The organism is Paenibacillus qinlingensis, assembly GCF_031455095.1.
GTDB lineage: Bacteria > Bacillota > Bacilli > Paenibacillales > NBRC-103111 > Paenibacillus_E > Paenibacillus_E qinlingensis_A.
In genome coordinates, this window is the sequence record NZ_JAVDSB010000007.1 from 247,381 (window position 1) to 265,465 (window position 18,085).

Here is an 18,085-nt window from a genome sequence, read left to right on the forward strand (position 1 = left end):
TACATCTTAATGTTTAGATAAAGTCGAATAATAGCTGTTCGCTGTGCACTTCGTTCTCTTGCGCTTCAAGCTGAGCCATAATTTTGCGAATAAATAATTTCCTATGTAGCGGTGTAGGTCCGTATTTCAAAAGCATCTCTCTATGGTGTTTCGTCGCATATCCCTTATGTACAGCGATTCCGTAAGTTGGATATAACTCATCCCATTCCACACACTTACGATCTCTCGTCACTTTAGCAATAATGGAAGCTGCTGCGATGGATTGGCTTAATGCATCTCCATGTATAATGGCTTGTTGAGGTAGGTCTATCGCCACATTCTCTGCGTCTACGAGTAAATAGTCAGGCTTTAAAGCTAATTTTTCAACAGCTTGTTTCATCGCAAGTCTTGAAGCTTGTTTGATATTAAAAGCCTCAATGCCGTCGACATCTACAATGCCAATCCCAACCGAAATCGCTTCTTCCATAATCTGATCATAAAGCACTTCTCGCTTCTTTTCTGATAATTTCTTAGAGTCATTGATCCCCTCAAGCACATGTCCCATTGGGAGAATGACAGCTGCCGCCACTACATCCCCAAAGAGACATCCTCGACCAACCTCATCAATACCTGCTATCGCCGTGAAACCTTGGTCCCATAGGTCTTTCTCGTAATCTAGCACGTGTCTCGCCCCTTTTCCATGCCTTCATTATATAGGATCGACACTTCTTCAAGCCACACCCATTTATTTCTTCCTTTTTCTCCAAAAAAAAGAAAGACCCAAGGCTATGCCTCAGGTTCTTCCTGATTCAACGTATTAAAATGGTCTTTCCAAGGAAATTCGGCCCATTTTACCTGCTCTGAGATCACGAATAATAATGAGGGAAGCTTTATCCAGATCCACCTTGCCCCCACTTACTATGGCACCGCGCTTACGCCCGATCGCCTCCATGACTTTAACCATTTCCTGAATATTATCCATATCATCTGGCAGCTCTTGAACACCGAACCGTTCTTGAATGCCAGCACCATAATGCTGAACCATATATTTAATGGTAAACAAAGCGACATCATCTAAATGCAGAAGCTCTTCCTTGATGGCTCCAGTTGCAGCCAAACGCATGCCAACCATCTGGTCTTCGAATTTAGGCCACAAAATCCCTGGCGTATCCAGCAGATCCATTTCAGTGCCAACCTTTATCCATTGCTGGCCTTTCGTCACACCAGGCTTATCCCCAGTTGCAGCGATTTTCTTACCAGCCAACTGGTTAATCAAAGTGGATTTCCCTACGTTCGGGATCCCTACTATGAGCGCTCTAATTGCCCGGGGGTTGATCCCTTTACGGAGCATCGTCTCAATTTTATGAGCCCAGAGCTGTTTGACTCGAGGCAAAATCTCTTTCACGTGCGTTCCGTTGGCAGCGTCTATCGGCAAGGCAGGCAATCCTTGATCTGCAAAGTACTTCACCCATTCAGCTGTTACTTGTGGATCAGCAAGATCATTCTTGTTAAGCAATACGAGACGTGGCTTGCCTTTCAAAATCTCATCAACCATCGGGTTCCGGCTGGATAGCGGGATGCGGGCATCCAAGAGCTCAATCACGACGTCAATCAGTTTTAGCTTTTCTTCAATCTGTCTGCGAGCCTTGGTCATGTGACCGGGAAACCATTGAATGGTCATTTCTCTTCACCTCAAAAATGTATGAAACTAATTTTCTTCACCGGCCAGAAAATCACTTCTGCGCGGCCTACGATTTTATTGTAAGGTACGAAACCAACACTTTTCGTACGACTATCTTTGGAATTTGGTCGATTGTCACCAATGGCAAAAATCTCACCCTCAGGGACTTTCGTTTCAGGGAAATCCAGTAATGTATTGTACGGATGTCCTTCTTTCACTGCTTGATCGATCGCTTCTTGAATATACGGTTGAGCCAATTCTTCTCCGTTAATGTACACCTTGTCCCCTGTAACCTTCACGGTTTCTCCTGGAAGTGCAATGACACGCTTAATATAATCCTTGCCCTCAGGCGCATGGAATACGATGACTTCGCCACGCTTCGGATCACGAATATCGTACACAATTTTATTGACGATCAATCGCTCACCCGTAAAGAAATTCGGATGCATCGAATCTCCATCAACAATAAATGGGGAGAAGAGGAACCAACGAATAATAATAACAAGTACTCCTGCAATTACTAGCGCTTTAATCCATTCCCACGTTTCACTTTTTGTTTGCGCGGTCTTTGCTGGTGCAGCATTGATCGGCTGATTAGGTTGCATTTGATCGTTATGTTCCATCACTGACGGCCTCTCTTCCAGTTTTGGTATGATCTCTATTATGTCCTATTATGTACAGAAAAAATGAAAAGGAGACTTGACTGAACAAGCCCCCCATTTTACTATCGAATTTCTTTAATTCTTGCTGCTTTACCGCGAAGACCACGCAGATAATAAAGTTTCGCACGACGAACTTTACCACGGCGAGCCACTTCAATCTTGTCAATCTTCGGAGAATGGAATGGGAAAGTTCTTTCCACACCCACACCGTAAGAAATTTTACGAACTGTAAACGTTTCGCTGATTCCACCGCCGTGGCGTTTGATAACAACACCTTCGAACAGCTGAATACGCTCACGTGTACCCTCGATAACTTTTACGTGTACTTTAAGTGTGTCTCCTGGACGGAAATTAGGAATATCCGTACGGAGTTGCTCTTTCGTAATCTCTTGAATAAGATTCATAGTTGACTCCCTCCTTCCACACAGGTGTTCATTCCGCTAATAGTTAGTAAATCTAAGTTGTTATGCGTAGAGGACCACCAGACTCGAACTGTTGAAAAAATCACAACAGAATATATAATATCATAGTCCCAGAATTAATTCAATAGAGAAGTCTCCGAGAACTTATTTCTCTTGTTCCTGTTTCTGCTTTTTCCATTCAGCAGCCCAGACCTTTTCCTCTTTGGACAAAACACGCCCCTCAAGTAAATCGGGCCGGCGCTCCAACGTGCGGATTAGCGATTCTTTATTCCGCCATTTCTTCACATTGGCATGATGGCCTGACAGCAGCATCTCTGGTACTTCCCACTCTCTGAACTTAGCAGGTCTTGTGTAATGCGGATACTCCAGAAGCCCCGTTGAGAATGAATCCGTCACCGCAGACATCTCGTTCCCGAGCACACCAGGCAATAGCCTCACTACGCTGTCTATAATGACCATAGCGGGCAATTCACCACCGGTTAGTACATAATCACCAACGGAGAGCTCGTCCGTCACCAGGTACTGCCTAATCCGTTCATCATAGCCCTCATAATGACCACAAATAAATACAAGATGCTCTTCACCAGCTAGTTCTTCCGCTTTCTTCTGCGTGAAGGTCTCCCCTTGTGGGCATAACAAGATGACACGCGGCTTTACATCCACTCCTTCAGCGGTTTGATGCGTAGGCAACGCTTCGACGGCACCAAAAATCGGTTCTGGCTTCAGCACCATGCCCCCGCCGCCACCGTAGGGGTAATCATCAACTGTATTGTGCTTGTTCGTGGAATACTCACGGAAATTAACCGTTCCCAGTGAAACGATTCCCTTATCACGTGCTTTCCCCAGAATACTAGAAGAAAATACACCTTCAAACATTTCAGGGAACAAGGTTAAGACATCTATTTTCATTCCAGTAACCCTTCCATCAGATGAATCCGAATCGTTTTATTAGGAATATCAACTTTTAGAATGACATCATCGATCACAGGAAGTAATAGCTGCTTACCCTTAGGCAAAGAAACTACCCAGACGTCATTTGCTCCTGGCGTTAGGATTTCAGAGATCAGCCCCAGCTCTTGCTCATCTTCTGTAACGACTTTACATCCGATGATTTCGCGATAGTAATACTCCCCCTCCTCGAGCGGCTTTTGATTCTTAGCCTCAATTTTAATCAGGGAGCCTTTAAATTTCTCAACATCATTGATATTCGAGAATTGACTGAACAAGACAATAAATACATTCTTATGTAAGCGGGACGTTTTCACCGTCACCGGCGTTTGCTTATTTTGAGAGTCTACAATGATTAATGAATTTCCTACATCGAATCGCTCTGGAAAATCTGTTTCAGGCACGATTTTTAGCTCTCCACGAATCCCGTGGCTATTTACGACTTTCCCAACCGTCACTAATTTCTCCGTCATATGTGCTTGCCCAACCTCCACATTAAAATACCTTCATCTCTATATGCGAAAAAAGGCTAGGAATTGAATCCTAACCTCATTTCTTATGAAACGATTTCTACGGCTACCCGCTTCGTTTCTTTCACAGCTGCCGACGTGACAACTGTACGGAGCGATTTCGCAATCTTGCCTTGCTTGCCAATCACTTTACCGACATCGTCGGGATGAACAGAAAGCCTGTACTCGATCTTGTCCTCTTTCTCCACCACAGCGACACGTACCTCTTCCGGATGATCGACAAGAGCCTTAGCAATAACGGTGATAAGATCCTTCATGAACCCACCCTCCGAAAGATAACAGATTACTTCTGTAATTTCAGCTCGTGAAACTTAGTCATCAAACCTGCTTTTGAGAACAGGCTGCGAACTGTATCGGACGGTTGAGCGCCAGTTTGAAGCCATTTAAGCGCTTTTTCCTCATCAAGAACCACAGCTGCTGGTTCAGCAATTGGATTATAAGTACCGATTTCTTCGATAAAACGACCATCACGCGGGGAACGGGAATCCGAAACCACCACACGGTAGAAAGGAGCTTTATGAGCGCCTACACGTTTAAGACGAATACGTACTGCCATTGAAAAATCACCTCCTACTTAGAATAAACACCATTATTTAAAAGGGAAATTTAAATCCCTTGCCTAACTTCTTCATGCCTTTGGCACCTTTTGGCCCCATCATGCCTGAGAATTGCTTCATCATTTTGCGCATATCATCGAACTGCTTGATGAAACGATTGACTTCCTGCACCGTATTTCCGCTTCCCGCTGCAATCCGTTTGCGACGATTCGCATTCAGCAGCTCAGGCTTACGCTTCTCTTCGGTGGTCATGGATTTCACAATAGCTTCTACACGAGCCATTTGCTTTTCGTCAACCTTCATATCCTTCATACCTTTAATCTTGTTCGCACCAGGCAGCATATCAAGAATCTGGTCAAGTGGCCCCATTTTCTTCACTTGCTCCATCTGCTCAATGAAATCCTCGAAGGTGAATTCGGCGTTGCGCATTTTGCGCTCCATCTCTTTCGCCTTATCCATATCGATGCCAGCTTGCGCCTTTTCAATTAAGGAGAGCATATCGCCCATGCCGAGAATTCTTGATGCCATACGGTCAGGATAAAATGGCTCTAATGCATCCATTTTCTCGCCGCTAGCAACGAACTTGATCGGACAACCGGTTACCGCTTTGACGGATAACGCAGCACCACCGCGCGTATCTCCATCTAGTTTGGTTAACACAACGCCTGATAATTCAAGCTGTTGATGGAAGCTTTCTGCAACATTGACTGCATCTTGCCCTGTCATCGCATCGACAACTAACAAAATCTCATCTGGACTCGTAGCTTCACGAACTTTCTTGAGCTCGTCCATGAGGTTTTCATCAATATGCAAGCGACCTGCTGTATCGATAATGACATAGTCATTGCCGTTGTCCTTCGCATGTTGAAGACCTGCTTTGGCAATCTCGACAGGGTTCACTTTATCACCAAGTGAGAAAACCGGAACCTTCAGTTGTTCACCGAGCACTTCCAACTGCTTAATCGCCGCAGGACGATAAATATCACACGCAACAAGAAGCGGTCTGTGGTTCTGTTTCATCAACATTTTAGCTAATTTACCTGAGGTCGTTGTTTTACCAGCCCCTTGCAAACCAGCCATCATAATAACCGTTGGCGGTCGATTCGAACGCGCTAACTTACTTTGTGTACCCCCCATAAGGGCTGTAAGCTCTTTGTTCACGATATCGATAACAACCATGCCTGGCGTAAAAGATTTCAGAACTTCTTGTCCGATCGCTTGCTCTTTCACCTTCGCGATAAAATCTTTCACAACTTTAAAGTTAACGTCCGCTTCAAGCAGTGCCAATCGTACCTCGCGAAGCGCTTCGCCTACATCTTCTTCCGTCAGCTTACCTTTGCTTCTCAGCTTGCCGAACACATTCTGCAATCGGTTTGCTAATCCTTCAAATGCCATGCGCTTCACCTCCTGCTTCTAAACTAAGGTTTTAATCCATGCCTACTATTGTATCAAAAAGCTCTGTCACTTTCCTCTTTAGCGCTGGATCACAATCACTCAATCCAACATCTAAATCTTGACGCAGCTTCATGCGTTGTTCATGCTTATGTAACAGCTTTAACTTACTCTCATATTCCTGCAGTGTCAATTCCGCACGTTTGATATGCTCATAGACCGCTTGGCGGCTGATCGTAAAGTTCTCAGCAATCTCCCCGAGGGAGTAATCATCATGGAAATACAGTTCAAGAAATGTTCGCTGTTTATCGGTCAACAATGCTTCATAGAAATCAAACAGCAGGTTAATGCGATTCGTTTTCTCCAACATAGGATCGACAGTCATAATCTACCTCCGTAAAGGTTGCACACTTGACACCAGCACAACAGAACCTATCATACTGAATTCCAAGATGATTGTCAAGCATTATACCTTGTCAGTATTTTCACCTATCCATTTACCAAATAGCGCATGCACAAACTGCTCAGAATCGAACGCTTGGAGATCATCCATTTTCTCACCAAGCCCCACAAATTTAACGGGCAGAGAGAGTTCTTGACGGATGGCGACAACGATTCCACCCTTAGCTGTTCCATCCAATTTGGACAGTACTAAGCCTGTTAAACCTGTTTTATCACCAAAAAGCTTCGCTTGGCTAAGCGCGTTCTGTCCTGTTGTTGCATCTAGAACAAGAATAACTTCGTGGGGAGCATCCGGCACTTCGCGTTGAATCACACGATAGATTTTGTTAAGCTCCTCCATCAAGTTCACTTTGTTTTGCAATCGGCCCGCTGTATCGCATAAGAGAATGTCTACACCGCGTGTTTTGGCTGCTTGTACAGCATCATACATCACCGCGGCAGGGTCTGCACCAGATTGTTGCTTAATCACATCAACACCTACGCGCTCACCCCAAGTTTCAAGCTGCTCAATGGCGCCAGCACGAAACGTATCGCCTGCGGCCATCAACACCTTCTTCCCTTGCGATTTGAACATGTGAGCCATTTTACCAATCGTCGTCGTCTTCCCTACACCGTTAACGCCAACGAACAGGATTACGGTTAAACCGTTGGGATTGATGTTCAGTCCTGCATCCGCATCCCCTTTTAGCAACTCAATTAGTTTTTCCGAAAGAATCGGTTGCAGTTCAGCTGGATCTTCAATTTTACGTTTTTTAACCTCAGCACGAAGCTCATCAATCAATTTCAGAACCGTATTCACGCCAACGTCGGCGCCAATTAGAATTTCTTCCAATTCCTCGTAAAAATCTTCATCTATTTTCTTACGGCGGCTAAATAAATCATCGACACGATTCACGAACGCATCGCGCGTTTTCGTTAAACCTTCCTTAAATTTATTGGTTACTGCCTCAGCTTTACCTGAAATACTTTCTTTCAATCGTTTAAAAAAGCTCATAGTTCCTCCTGTTTAACTCCTATAATTTCACGCTATGATGCTGTCATTGTCGCTTCCTCATCCTCTAATCGGACAGAAACGAGCTTGGACACGCCGCCTTCTTGCATGGTAACGCCATACAACACGTCGGCTTCTTCCATCGTTCCCTTACGGTGAGTCACCACAATAAACTGCGTCATTTCCGAGAACTCGCGTAAATACTCAGCAAATCGAGATACGTTGGCCTCGTCTAATGCGGCTTCTACCTCATCCAGTACGCAGAATGGCACTGGTTTCACGCGGATAATCGAGAACAACAACGCAATTGCTGTCAACGCACGCTCACCACCTGAAAGCAGTTGAAGATTTTGCAGCTTTTTACCTGGTGGCTGTGCCACAATTTCAATGCCTGTGTCGAGCATGTTCTCAGGTTCAGACAGAATTAAATCTGCGCGCCCGCCCCCGAACAGCTTAGCAAAGACGACCCCGAAATGAGAGCGAATCGCATCGAACGTTGTTTTGAATCGCTTAGACATCTCCTGATCCATCTCTCGAATAACTTGATACAACGTTGTCTTCGCTTCGATCAAATCATCTTTTTGCGAGCTCAAGAACTCAAAGCGCTCCGATACACGTGCATACTCTTCAATCGCACCTAGGTTCACATCGCCTAGCGAAGCAATCTCGCGTTTTAGCTCACGCACCCTACTTTGCGTGCCTTGAATATCCTCAGGCACAGGGTAGCGCATTTTCGCCAGCTCATAGCTAAGCTCATATTCTTCGGCAAGCTTTTTGAGCAGATTTTCAAGCTCTACATCTAGGCGCGTCACTCGAACTTCCGTCTGATGGAGATTCTCTTCCACTTGTTTCAGCTGAATGCGCTGCGTTCGCGTTTCATTTTCGCCGTGTTCGAGCTTTTGTAACCAGTCTGTACGCTCTGCACGTTTGAAATCTATACTTTCGGAGCATTGCTGCTTCTTCAGTTTCAAATTATTTAACAGCTCAATCTGCCCTACAGTTTCTTGCTCAAGTGTTGCCATATCGCTTTCTAATTGTGTTAATAGACCGCGGTTGACTTCAATTTCACGTTCCACTTCGCTCAGATCCTGCTGCAAGCGTCTTTGTTGATCCTGAAGAGACTGCTTCTCTTGTGAAGTTGAAGCTACCTTGACTTTCAAATCCGTCAACTGGCTTTGAAGTTCTTCTTTCTCGGATTCACTCGCTTTTCGAGAACTCTCAGCATCCCGAATCGCTTGTTGCAAGGAGGCTTCCTCTTCTTGCAGCTGAGCGAGTGCAGCTTCACTTTCAACTTTTTTACGGCTAAATTCCGTTCGCTCTTCCAGTAGGGCTCCTCTGTCTTGACTATCCAGCGTAAGCTGTTCTTCTACTGTACGACTTTCGGATTCCAACGGATTCAATTCCGCACGAATTTGTTGCTCTGTGATACGTTGCCCCTCACCTAATTGTCGAAGCTGTTCAACCTTTAACATTTCATCGGTAATATCACGCTTCAAGGAGCTGGATTGACTGCGCAAACCACTGAGTTGTCCCTCGGATGTTGCGATCTCAGCATCAAGCTCTTCGATTTGACGCTGACGACCTAACAAATTCGTCGACTTCTTCTGCAAGCTTCCACCCGTCATAGAACCACCAGGGTTAACAACGTCACCTTCCAGCGTCACAACGCGATAGCGATATTGCGCTTTGGCCGCGATATGGTTAGCATCTTCTAGACTCTCTGCTACAACGACATTCCCTAGTAAGCTCGAGAATATATTCGTATATGTCGAATCGAAAGACACAAGGTCAACTGCAATCCCAACAAAGCCCTTCGACGATTTCAACGTCTGACTTTCATGATCAGAAATCGAACGTCCTCGAATAACGTTCATCGGCAGGAAGGTAGCCCGTCCCATTTGGCGACGTTTCAAGAAAGCAATCGCTTCCCTACCGCCTGCCTCCGTCTCTACGACGATATTCTGGAGCGCACCGCCTAGCGCAGTCTCGATGGCTGTCTCAACGTTGGCAGGCACTTTAACAAGTTCAGCAACCGCACCACGAATGCCTCGCAAGTCTTTGCGCGATTTCGCTTTAAGCACTTCCTTAACACCTTGCTGAAAACCGTCGTAATCATTAGCCATTTCTTTCATTGTATCGCGGCGGGAAATTAACGCATCCATCTTTTGCTCCCATTTGCGTACCATAGCTTGAGCTTCATCCAGCAACCCTTGCTTACTCTTCAAGGCTTGCGTTAGTTGAACATATTCCTGGCGAGCTCGCTCTATCTCTCCTACCGTATCTTGCAGCTTGACTGAAAGCTCTTGTTTACGACGCAAGATACTCTCACGTTGATCCGCCCACTTCTGACGCTCTTCATCGAGTCTGTCCAAACGACGTCCGATACTTTCGATTTGCTGCTCTGCGTATCGAATTTCATTGCGTGACTGTGCCATACGGTTGAGCGTTTCCAGCAATTCACCCTTCAATTGATCCTCAGGGGAAGAACTGATCCCTCCGCTTACCCCTTGTAAGCGCTGTTCTTCCGCAGTTAGCTTGGCTTGGAATTCGAATAATTGCGCGCCAATTTGAATAATTCTCTCACGCTGCTCGCTCAATTCCGCTTCTTTGTCCAATTTACGCTGCTCCTGCATCGCAATGGACGTAGCTAGCTGCTGATGGTTTGTCACGTAGTTCTTTTTCCGTTCCTTTAGAACCTCACCGTGACCCTCGCATTTCTCGAATTCTTCACTAAGACCAAGCAAACTTTCTTGGAGCGTTTCTAGCTCTTCTTCTAATCTGCGCGTTTCCCAACGATGCTTTTCCAAATGGGCATCATGCTGATTAACAATCGTAGAGAGCTCCGTTTGCTCTTTGGTCAATTTCTCGAGCAGCTGCGTTGCGTCATTCCATGCGACATAAATCTGATCAATCTGATGCACATACATGGAGATTTCACTACTCTTGAGCGTTTCCTTCAACTCTTTGAACCGAATCGCCTTCTCCGCCTGGTCACGCAACGGTTCAACTTGATCCTCAAGTTCAGAGACTAAATCGTGGATCCGCAGCAAATTCTGCTCGGTATCATTCAATTTCTTCTCCGCTTCGCGCTTACGCGCTTTATATTTAACAATCCCCGAAGCTTCTTCAAAGATGCCTCGACGATCTTCGGATTTCGTACTTAGGATTTCCTCAATACGTCCTTGTCCAATAATCGAATACGCTTCTTTCCCGATACCCGTGTCCATGAACAACTCCGTGATATCCTTCAAGCGACAAGGTTGTTTGTTAATCAGATATTCACTATCGCCATTGCGATGTACTCTTCGCGTCACGGTAACTTCATTAAAATCCAAGGGAAGCGACTGTGATGAATTATCTAATGTTAACGAGACTTCACCATAATTCACAGCACGACGTGCGTCACTACCTGCGAAAATAACATCTTCCATTTTACCGCCACGCAAAGACTTCGCGCTTTGTTCCCCTAACACCCACCGGATTCCGTCCGAGATATTACTCTTTCCACTCCCGTTAGGACCTACAACCGCGGTAATGCCTCGCACAAATTCGAGTTCCGTCCGGTCCGCGAATGATTTAAACCCGGATAATTCGATCCGTTTCAAAAACATGGTCTCACCTCAGAAATTATTGTAACATATCGCCTATGAAAATAAGAGAAAAATACAAAAAAGGCAGCAGGAGCTGCCTCTTCTGGTTTTTCCACTATCGTTGTACAGTTACGTTTAACTTGGACAGTGCGCCAGCAGCAGCCTGCTGTTCCGCCTCTTTCTTTGAACGACCAGCACCGGTTCCCAGAAGCTCGCTTTCCATATGCACTTCGGCAACGAACTCGCGCTCGTGTGCGGGACCCCGTTCATTCACAATCCGGTATTCCAACGAACCCATATTATGATGTTGGGTATGCTCTTGCAATTGTGTCTTGTAATCAATCACAAGCAGCTTGCCTTCACTGGATATTTTGGCGAATACATGCTTCTGAAGAAACGCTTTAACGGTATCCAAACCTTGGTCTAGATATAGCGCGCCAACGAAGGATTCAAACACATCTGCCAGCAATGCCGGCCGTGATCGCCCTCCTGTTAACTCTTCCCCTTTACCTAGTAAGACAAACGCACCGAAATCCAAATCTTCGGCAAATGTTACGAGCGAAGGCTCGCAGACAATGGATGCCCTTAGCTTCGTCAATTCACCCTCTGAACGCCCAGGATAAGATTCATATAAAAATTCCGAAACTGTTAATTCAAGCACGGCATCTCCAAGAAACTCAAGTCGTTCATTGTCTTTATGTCCAGCGATTCGGTGTTCATTCACATAAGAGGAATGCGTGAAAGCCTGCTTCAGCAGCTCAGACTTCCGAAATGAGACGCCTATCTGCTTTTGTAAATCCTTAATATCACGGTTCACGCCTTACCTCACCACCCGGAGAAAATGATATTCCGTTATCTTTCGTCGCAGGCATGGGAATTATGCTTGAAATTTCTTCAAAATGATCGTGGCATTATGTCCACCGAACCCGAAGGAGTTCGACATCGCAATATCAACGCTCGCTTCACGCGCTTTGTTGGGTACATAATCCAAGTCGCACTCAGGATCTTGATTGTCCAAGTTAATTGTTGGAGCAATAAGACTGTTCGCGATTGTTAATCCACAAATAACAGCTTCCACACCGCCAGCAGCGCCGAGCAAATGACCCGTCATGGACTTCGTTGAGCTAACAGCAACTTTATAGGCATGCTCGCCTAACGCTTTCTTGATTGCAATCGTTTCTGATTTATCGCCAACAGGTGTTGAAGTACCATGCGCATTAATGTACGAAATCGCATCTGGAGCAATGCCTGCATCCTTGATCGCTTTCGCCATACAACGTGCAGCACCATCTGGATCTGGATCTGTCATATGATAGGCATCACCGCTCATGCCATAGCCGATTACCTCAGCATAGATACGTGCGCCACGCTTCTGAGCATGTTCAAGTGACTCCAGAATGAGTACACCAGCACCTTCACCCATAACAAAGCCATCGCGATCTGTATCAAATGGACGACTTGCCAAATGCGGCTCTTCATTGCGCGTCGACATCGCACGCAGAGCACAGAAACCAGCTACACCAATCGGCGTAATTGTCGCTTCAGCTCCACCACAAATCATAACGTCTGCATCGCCACGTTGAATCATTTTGAATGAGTCACCAATGGAATGCGTACCTGTTGCACAAGCGGTAACCGCTGTGGAGTTCGGACCTTTCGCTCCTGTGACCATCGATACATGACCAGATGCCATATTCGCGATCATCATCGGGATGAAGAAAGGTGAAACCCGTTTAGGTCCTTTTTCCAATAAAATGCGATGCTGCTCTTCCCAAGTGTTCAATCCGCCAATACCTGACCCTACGGATACGCCAACACGTTCTGGATCGGCATCTTCCTTCACATTTAAGTTCGCATCCTTAAGCGCATTTAGCGCGCCTGCAACTGCGAATTGAACGAAACGGTCCATGCGACGGGATTCTTTACGATCCACATAATCTTCAATGTTGAAATCTTTGATTTCAGCGGCAATCCGTGTTGGGTATTCGCTTACATCAAAATTTTCAATCATACCTACGCCAGATTTACCAGAAGTCAGGTTCCCCCAGAATGTGTCTAAGTCTTGACCAAGGGCAGTAACTACGCCCATACCTGTAATTACAACTCTGTTCATTTGTACCACCTTCTATGTAGTCATTCATTTTTTTTATTATTGCCAGGAATGGAGAGAAGTCCCGTCTTTATTAGAAACGGGACTCTGTAGACTATTACGTATGAGATTTTATGTAATTCGTAACTTCTCCTACTGTCGTAATCTTCTCAGCATCTTCATCTGAAATTTCTAAATCGAACTCATCTTCTAATTCCATTACTAATTCAACTACATCGAGAGAATCAGCACCTAGGTCTTCTTTGAAAGATGCTTCGAGGGTGACTTCAGCTTCATCAACCCCTAGACGATCGACTACAATTCGTTTAACACGATCCAATACGTCGGACATCCGGTTCACCTCCTCATTTGGTATTATACGAGAATCTTTAACAGATTGCCAGTAGACAATTTTGAGATTCTCATTTTTAGAAACTTACATGTACATTCCGCCATCTACATGGAGTGTTTGCCCTGTCATGTAGGAGGCATCGTCAGAAGCTAAGAAGCGAACAACCTTCGCAATTTCCTCTGGCTGCCCAAGGCGCTCCAGCGGGATTTGCTTCAGCATGTGTTCACGCATCTCAGCAGACAATTTGTCTGTCATATCGGTTTCAATAAAGCCTGGCGCAACAGCATTCACGGTAATGCCACGCGAGGATAGCTCTCTCGCAGTCGCTTTCGTTAAGCCGATTACACCTGCTTTTGCTGCTACATAGTTAGCTTGACCCGGGTTACCGAGCACACCAACTACAGAAGATATATTGATAATTCGACCGAAACGCTGCTTCATCATTGGACGCGTGACCGCTTTGACACAGTTAAACACGCCTTTGAGATTCGTAGCGATTACTTGATCGAATTCTTCTTCTTTCATTCGCATGATTAAATTGTCTCTTGTTATGCCCGCATTATTCACGAGAATATCAATTTTGCCAAAAACTTCTAGCGTTTGCTTTACAAGATCGTCAGATTCTTGATAGCTGCTCACATCGGCACGCAATTTAATCGCTTTACGACCCATCGCTTCAATTGCAGCTACAACTTCACTAGCAGCGGCTTCGCTCCCAGCGTAGTTCACCACAACATCCGCACCGTGTTCAGCCAAATGCAAGGCAATCGCACGCCCAATACCACGTGATGCACCAGTAACTAATGCTACTTTACCCGTTAACATGCGTGTGTACCTCCTGCGTGTACTTTTCCAATGCTTCAAGACTGCCAATCGACACGGTTTTCACCGTTTTGTCGACCTTTTTGATCAAGCCGGCAAGCACCGTTCCTGAGCCAAGCTCAATGAACGTATCCACGCCTTCGCTGATCAGATACGAGATCGTGTCTTCCCATAATACAGGGGAATACACCTGCTCCACCAGCAAGCCGCGAATATCGCTCGGCTGGGTCACAGGACGCGCCGTAACGTTGGCGACAACGGGCACGGCTGCATCTTTCATCTCGATGGACGCGAGCACCTCTGCGAGGCGCTCCGAAGCTGGCTTCATGAGGGAGGAGTGAAACGGTCCGCTCACCTCAAGCGGGATGGCACGCTTCGCGCCAGCCTCCTTGCAGCGTTCGACAACCGCTGCAACGCCTTCCTTACTGCCCGAGACGACAATCTGTCCCGGGCAGTTCACATTGGCGAGCTCCACGACGGAGCCGCCGCTTGTGATTGCCGTGCAAAGCTCCGTCAGCGCTGCGCGCTCGGCTCCCAGCACGGCTGCCATGGCACCCAGGCCGCCAGGGACGGCCTGCTCCATGAACTCGCCGCGGGCCCGCACGGTGCGGACCGCGTCTTCAAACGCGAGCACGCCGGCTGCGACGAGCGCGCTGTACTCGCCCAGACTATGTCCTGCGACATAGTCTGGCGTGACGCCAGCAGCCTTGAACGCTTCCAGACAAGCGATGCTTGTCGTGAGCAGCGCGGGCTGCGTGTGGTACGTGATCTTCAGTTGGTCCTCTGGACCTTCGAAGATCAGATCAGACAAAGAGAAACCTAGCGCTTCATTCGCGCGGTCGAAATAGTCCTTAGCAGCTGGCAGCGCACCATAGAGGTCAGCTCCCATACCAACGGATTGAGAGCCTTGGCCCGGAAATACAAATGCTATTTTACCCATACGAGAAAAGGATCCCCTTCCACGATATATTCAGTCATTTTTAGCTAGAAATAAGTTCATTTACTGCTCACCCTACCAAACGAGTGCTGTCGCGCCCCACGTCAAACCGCCGCCAAAACCAACTAAAATCAGACGATCGCCTTCGTTTAATCTGCCTTGTTCGGATGCTTCTGCTAGTGCAACTGGGATCGAAGCGGCCGACATATTGCCGTACTTGTCCAAGTTAATCATACATTTGTCTTCAGACAATTCCAAGCGGTTCAATGAGGATTGAATAATACGCATGTTGGCTTGGTGTGGGACAAGCAGATCAATATCAGTTTTCTCCCAACCTGCTTTACGTAAAGCCTCATCCGCAGCATTCCCCATAATACGAACTGCAAATTTGAAAACCTCAGCGCCCGCCATGTAGATGTAGTGTAAACGCTGGTCCAACGAGTTCTGTGATGCTGGATTACGGGAGCCGCCGCCTTCAATTTTCAGAAGAGGACCTCCCGTACCATCAGCGCCTAACTCAAAGGATTTGAAGCCACGTTCCTCAGGCACTTCTCCAATCACAACAGCGCCAGCACCGTCTCCAAATAAAATACAGGTATTGCGGTCGGTGTAATCGGTAATTTTGGACAAGCAATCTGCCCCAATGACAAGTGCGTATTTATATGTACCAGTGGCAATAAAATTAGCGGCGTTCGCTAGCCCATAGACGAAACCTGAGCACGCTGCTGACAAGTCGAACGCTGCTGCTTTTTTAGCACCCAGTTTCTCTTGAAGAATACATGCCGTAGATGGAAATGACATATCTGGTGTAATGGTTGCAACGATTATTAGATCGAGTTGATCTGCAGTGATTCCAGCATTCGACATAGCCACCAAAGAAGCTTCATAGCACAGATCCGACGTAGCTTGTCCATCTGCCGCGATTCTTCTCTCACGTATGCCTGTCCGAGATACGATCCACTCATCGTTCGTTTCAACCATTGTTTCTAGTTCTTGATTCGTTAAAATACGCTCTGGTACATATTTACCCGTTCCGAGTACCCCAACTGGTATTAAGTTCATGTTGTTATATCTCGCTTCCCGCGGCTAATTTCGGCAGATATGGTGCCGACCAAATCATTTTGTAACGCTATTCTAGCTTGACGAACGGCATTCTTAATGGCATTTGCATCTGAGGAACCATGACTTTTAAGTACGAGTCCATCAATACCCAAGAATGGTGCTGCGCCATGTTCATTATAGTCCAGCTTTTTACGGAATTGTGTCAACCCTGGCTTCAACACGGCTGCTGCCAGCTTGCTGAATATGGATTTCGTGAATTCCTGCTTTAAAGCTGAGAAAATGGCGGACGCAGCGCCCTCCAATGTTTTCAACATAATATTCCCAGCAAATCCATCGCAAACGATGACGTCGCATTGCGCGCGCAACACCTGCGAGGACTCCACATTCCCCACAAAATGAATCGGAGCTTGTTCCAGTAAAGGATATGCTGTTTTGGTTAATTCATTCCCTTTGGCCGATTCCGTCCCTACATTCAACAATCCTACACGAGGTTTGTCAACACCATGTACTTTGGAACGATAAATACTGCCCATAATCGCATATTGAATCAATTGCTCAGGCGTCGCATCCATGTTGGCTCCTAAGTCTAATGCCAGCACACCATGGCCATCCATAGTTGGGATCATGGGTGCTAATGCTGGACGTTCAATCCCCGGAATTCTTCCTACTATAAGCAAGCCTGTCGTCATCAGCGCTCCCGTATTGCCTGCAGAAATCATGGCTTCGGCTTCTTTCTCTCGAACCAATCGTCCTGCTACAACCATGGAAGCATCCTTCTTGCGACGAACTGCTTTTACGGGCTCATCCTCGGCTTCAATGACTTCTTCCGCATGGTGGATCGTTAGGTTATCCGGCCTCTCTGTGAGGTGCGCTTCTATCGCAGTACGGTTCCCGACTAGAATGATGTGTACGTCCTTCCACTCTTTGGCCGCTGCGAGCGCACCCTCAACTACGATCTTAGGCGCATGATCTCCACCCATTGCATCAATCGCGATCCGCATGGAGCTTGTCCTCCCTATCTAGATGTTGCTCTTTCTTCGAATGAAAGATGACAAAGTTGCCTCGAAACACGGTCTCTTCACCCACATAAGTGAATACTTCTACTCGTGCTTTCCCTTTAGAAACAGATCGCACGTAAGCTTTGGCGACACACTTCTCTCCCAGCTTCACTGAGCGCACGAATTTGATATCCGCCGAAGCCGTTAACGCAATCGGATCGTCAATGACAGCAACAGCCAACGAGTTGGCCTGTGAGAAGATGTGATGACCTCGGGCAATCTTGGTTCTGGAAAAAATATGATCTTCTTTAATTTCAAAAATCGATATACCGCTCTGATCCAGCTGTAAATCTATGACTTCCCCAATGACTTCATCAATGGGAAGTGAACGCACAGGATCATACGTTTTGACGGCCATATGCTTCATGCGTTCCCGCAGTTCAGGAATACCGAGCTCTAATCGATCCAAGCGGACAGTTTGGATACTGACCCCAAACGTTCGCATCAATTCCTCATCCGTCATAAAAGGGTTCGCTTCAATGGCTTGCAGCAGCCCCTGCTGCCTTTGTCGTTTTGGAAGGCGTTCGATGGTAAGCACCACCTTATCTCGT

The 18,085-nt window shown here is 46.5% G+C and carries 20 protein-coding genes; all 20 read right to left on the bottom strand.

From position 1 onward, the window contains the following. Window positions 1–13 precede the first annotated feature (13 nt). The gene (locus J2736_RS19920; protein ID WP_310500336.1) at window positions 14–661 is read right to left on the bottom strand and encodes a ribonuclease HII; all 648 of its coding nucleotides are present in this window, start codon (window positions 659–661) and stop codon (window positions 14–16) included. A 135-nt stretch (window positions 662–796) separates the two neighbouring features. Continuing rightward, complete coding sequence (gene ylqF, locus J2736_RS19925) at window positions 797–1,660, bottom strand: ribosome biogenesis GTPase YlqF (protein ID WP_310500337.1); 864 nt, start codon at window positions 1,658–1,660, stop codon at window positions 797–799. An 11-nt stretch (window positions 1,661–1,671) separates the two neighbouring features. Beyond that, on the bottom strand, window positions 1,672–2,283 hold the full coding sequence (gene lepB, locus J2736_RS19930; protein ID WP_397341143.1) for a signal peptidase I: 612 nt from the start codon (window positions 2,281–2,283) through the stop codon (window positions 1,672–1,674). A 101-nt stretch (window positions 2,284–2,384) separates the two neighbouring features. Continuing rightward, window positions 2,385–2,726, bottom strand: coding sequence for a 50S ribosomal protein L19 (gene rplS / locus J2736_RS19935; RefSeq protein WP_028558249.1), 342 nt, complete (start codon window positions 2,724–2,726; stop codon window positions 2,385–2,387). 162 nt (window positions 2,727–2,888) lie between these two features. Continuing rightward, the gene (gene trmD, locus J2736_RS19940) at window positions 2,889–3,653 is read right to left on the bottom strand and encodes a tRNA (guanosine(37)-N1)-methyltransferase TrmD (protein ID WP_310500338.1); all 765 of its coding nucleotides are present in this window, start codon (window positions 3,651–3,653) and stop codon (window positions 2,889–2,891) included. Beyond that, window positions 3,650–4,165 carry a ribosome maturation factor RimM gene (gene rimM, locus J2736_RS19945; RefSeq protein ID WP_310500339.1) on the bottom strand — a complete coding sequence of 172 codons (516 nt, stop codon included), beginning with the start codon at window positions 4,163–4,165 and terminating at the stop codon, window positions 3,650–3,652. The genes trmD and rimM overlap by 4 nt, the downstream gene beginning before the upstream one ends. Before the next feature lie 83 nt (window positions 4,166–4,248). Further along, window positions 4,249–4,479, bottom strand: coding sequence for a KH domain-containing protein (locus J2736_RS19950; protein ID WP_028558246.1), 231 nt, complete (start codon window positions 4,477–4,479; stop codon window positions 4,249–4,251). 26 nt (window positions 4,480–4,505) lie between these two features. Next, window positions 4,506–4,778 carry a 30S ribosomal protein S16 gene (rpsP, locus tag J2736_RS19955; protein WP_028558245.1) on the bottom strand — a complete coding sequence of 91 codons (273 nt, stop codon included), beginning with the start codon at window positions 4,776–4,778 and terminating at the stop codon, window positions 4,506–4,508. A gap of 37 nt (window positions 4,779–4,815) precedes the next feature. Next, entirely contained in the window at window positions 4,816–6,174 is a 1,359-nt protein-coding gene (ffh, locus tag J2736_RS19960; protein WP_310500340.1) for a signal recognition particle protein, read from the bottom strand. Window positions 6,175–6,205: 31 nt separating this feature from the next. After that, window positions 6,206–6,556 carry a putative DNA-binding protein gene (locus tag J2736_RS19965; RefSeq protein ID WP_173108413.1) on the bottom strand — a complete coding sequence of 117 codons (351 nt, stop codon included), beginning with the start codon at window positions 6,554–6,556 and terminating at the stop codon, window positions 6,206–6,208. Between the two features lie 81 nt (window positions 6,557–6,637). Further along, complete coding sequence (gene ftsY, locus J2736_RS19970; protein WP_057315728.1) at window positions 6,638–7,627, bottom strand: signal recognition particle-docking protein FtsY; 990 nt, start codon at window positions 7,625–7,627, stop codon at window positions 6,638–6,640. Window positions 7,628–7,659: 32 nt separating this feature from the next. After that, on the bottom strand, window positions 7,660–11,235 hold the full coding sequence (smc, locus tag J2736_RS19975; RefSeq protein WP_310500341.1) for a chromosome segregation protein SMC: 3,576 nt from the start codon (window positions 11,233–11,235) through the stop codon (window positions 7,660–7,662). Between the two features lie 94 nt (window positions 11,236–11,329). Further along, window positions 11,330–12,031, bottom strand: a complete 702-nt coding sequence (gene rnc, locus J2736_RS19980; protein ID WP_310500342.1) for a ribonuclease III — start codon at window positions 12,029–12,031, stop codon at window positions 11,330–11,332. A 60-nt stretch (window positions 12,032–12,091) separates the two neighbouring features. After that, entirely contained in the window at window positions 12,092–13,327 is a 1,236-nt protein-coding gene (gene fabF / locus J2736_RS19985) for a beta-ketoacyl-ACP synthase II (RefSeq protein WP_310500343.1), read from the bottom strand. Between the two features lie 94 nt (window positions 13,328–13,421). Continuing rightward, window positions 13,422–13,655, bottom strand: coding sequence for an acyl carrier protein (gene acpP, locus J2736_RS19990; protein ID WP_028558238.1), 234 nt, complete (start codon window positions 13,653–13,655; stop codon window positions 13,422–13,424). Window positions 13,656–13,739: 84 nt separating this feature from the next. Next, window positions 13,740–14,480 carry a 3-oxoacyl-[acyl-carrier-protein] reductase gene (fabG, locus tag J2736_RS19995; protein WP_310500344.1) on the bottom strand — a complete coding sequence of 247 codons (741 nt, stop codon included), beginning with the start codon at window positions 14,478–14,480 and terminating at the stop codon, window positions 13,740–13,742. After that, window positions 14,467–15,417, bottom strand: a complete 951-nt coding sequence (gene fabD / locus J2736_RS20000; RefSeq protein ID WP_310500345.1) for an ACP S-malonyltransferase — start codon at window positions 15,415–15,417, stop codon at window positions 14,467–14,469. Before fabD ends, fabG begins: the two co-directional genes overlap by 14 nt. A 72-nt stretch (window positions 15,418–15,489) precedes the next feature. After that, window positions 15,490–16,476, bottom strand: coding sequence for a beta-ketoacyl-ACP synthase III (locus tag J2736_RS20005; RefSeq protein ID WP_310500346.1), 987 nt, complete (start codon window positions 16,474–16,476; stop codon window positions 15,490–15,492). Continuing rightward, the gene (gene plsX, locus J2736_RS20010) at window positions 16,473–17,477 is read right to left on the bottom strand and encodes a phosphate acyltransferase PlsX (RefSeq protein WP_310500347.1); all 1,005 of its coding nucleotides are present in this window, start codon (window positions 17,475–17,477) and stop codon (window positions 16,473–16,475) included. Before plsX ends, J2736_RS20005 begins: the two co-directional genes overlap by 4 nt. After that, window positions 17,461–18,075 (bottom strand): transcription factor FapR, encoded by a 615-nt coding sequence (gene fapR / locus J2736_RS20015; protein ID WP_310500348.1) that lies wholly within the window; start codon window positions 18,073–18,075, stop codon window positions 17,461–17,463. The genes plsX and fapR overlap by 17 nt, the downstream gene beginning before the upstream one ends. Between the last annotated feature and the right edge of the window lie 10 nt (window positions 18,076–18,085).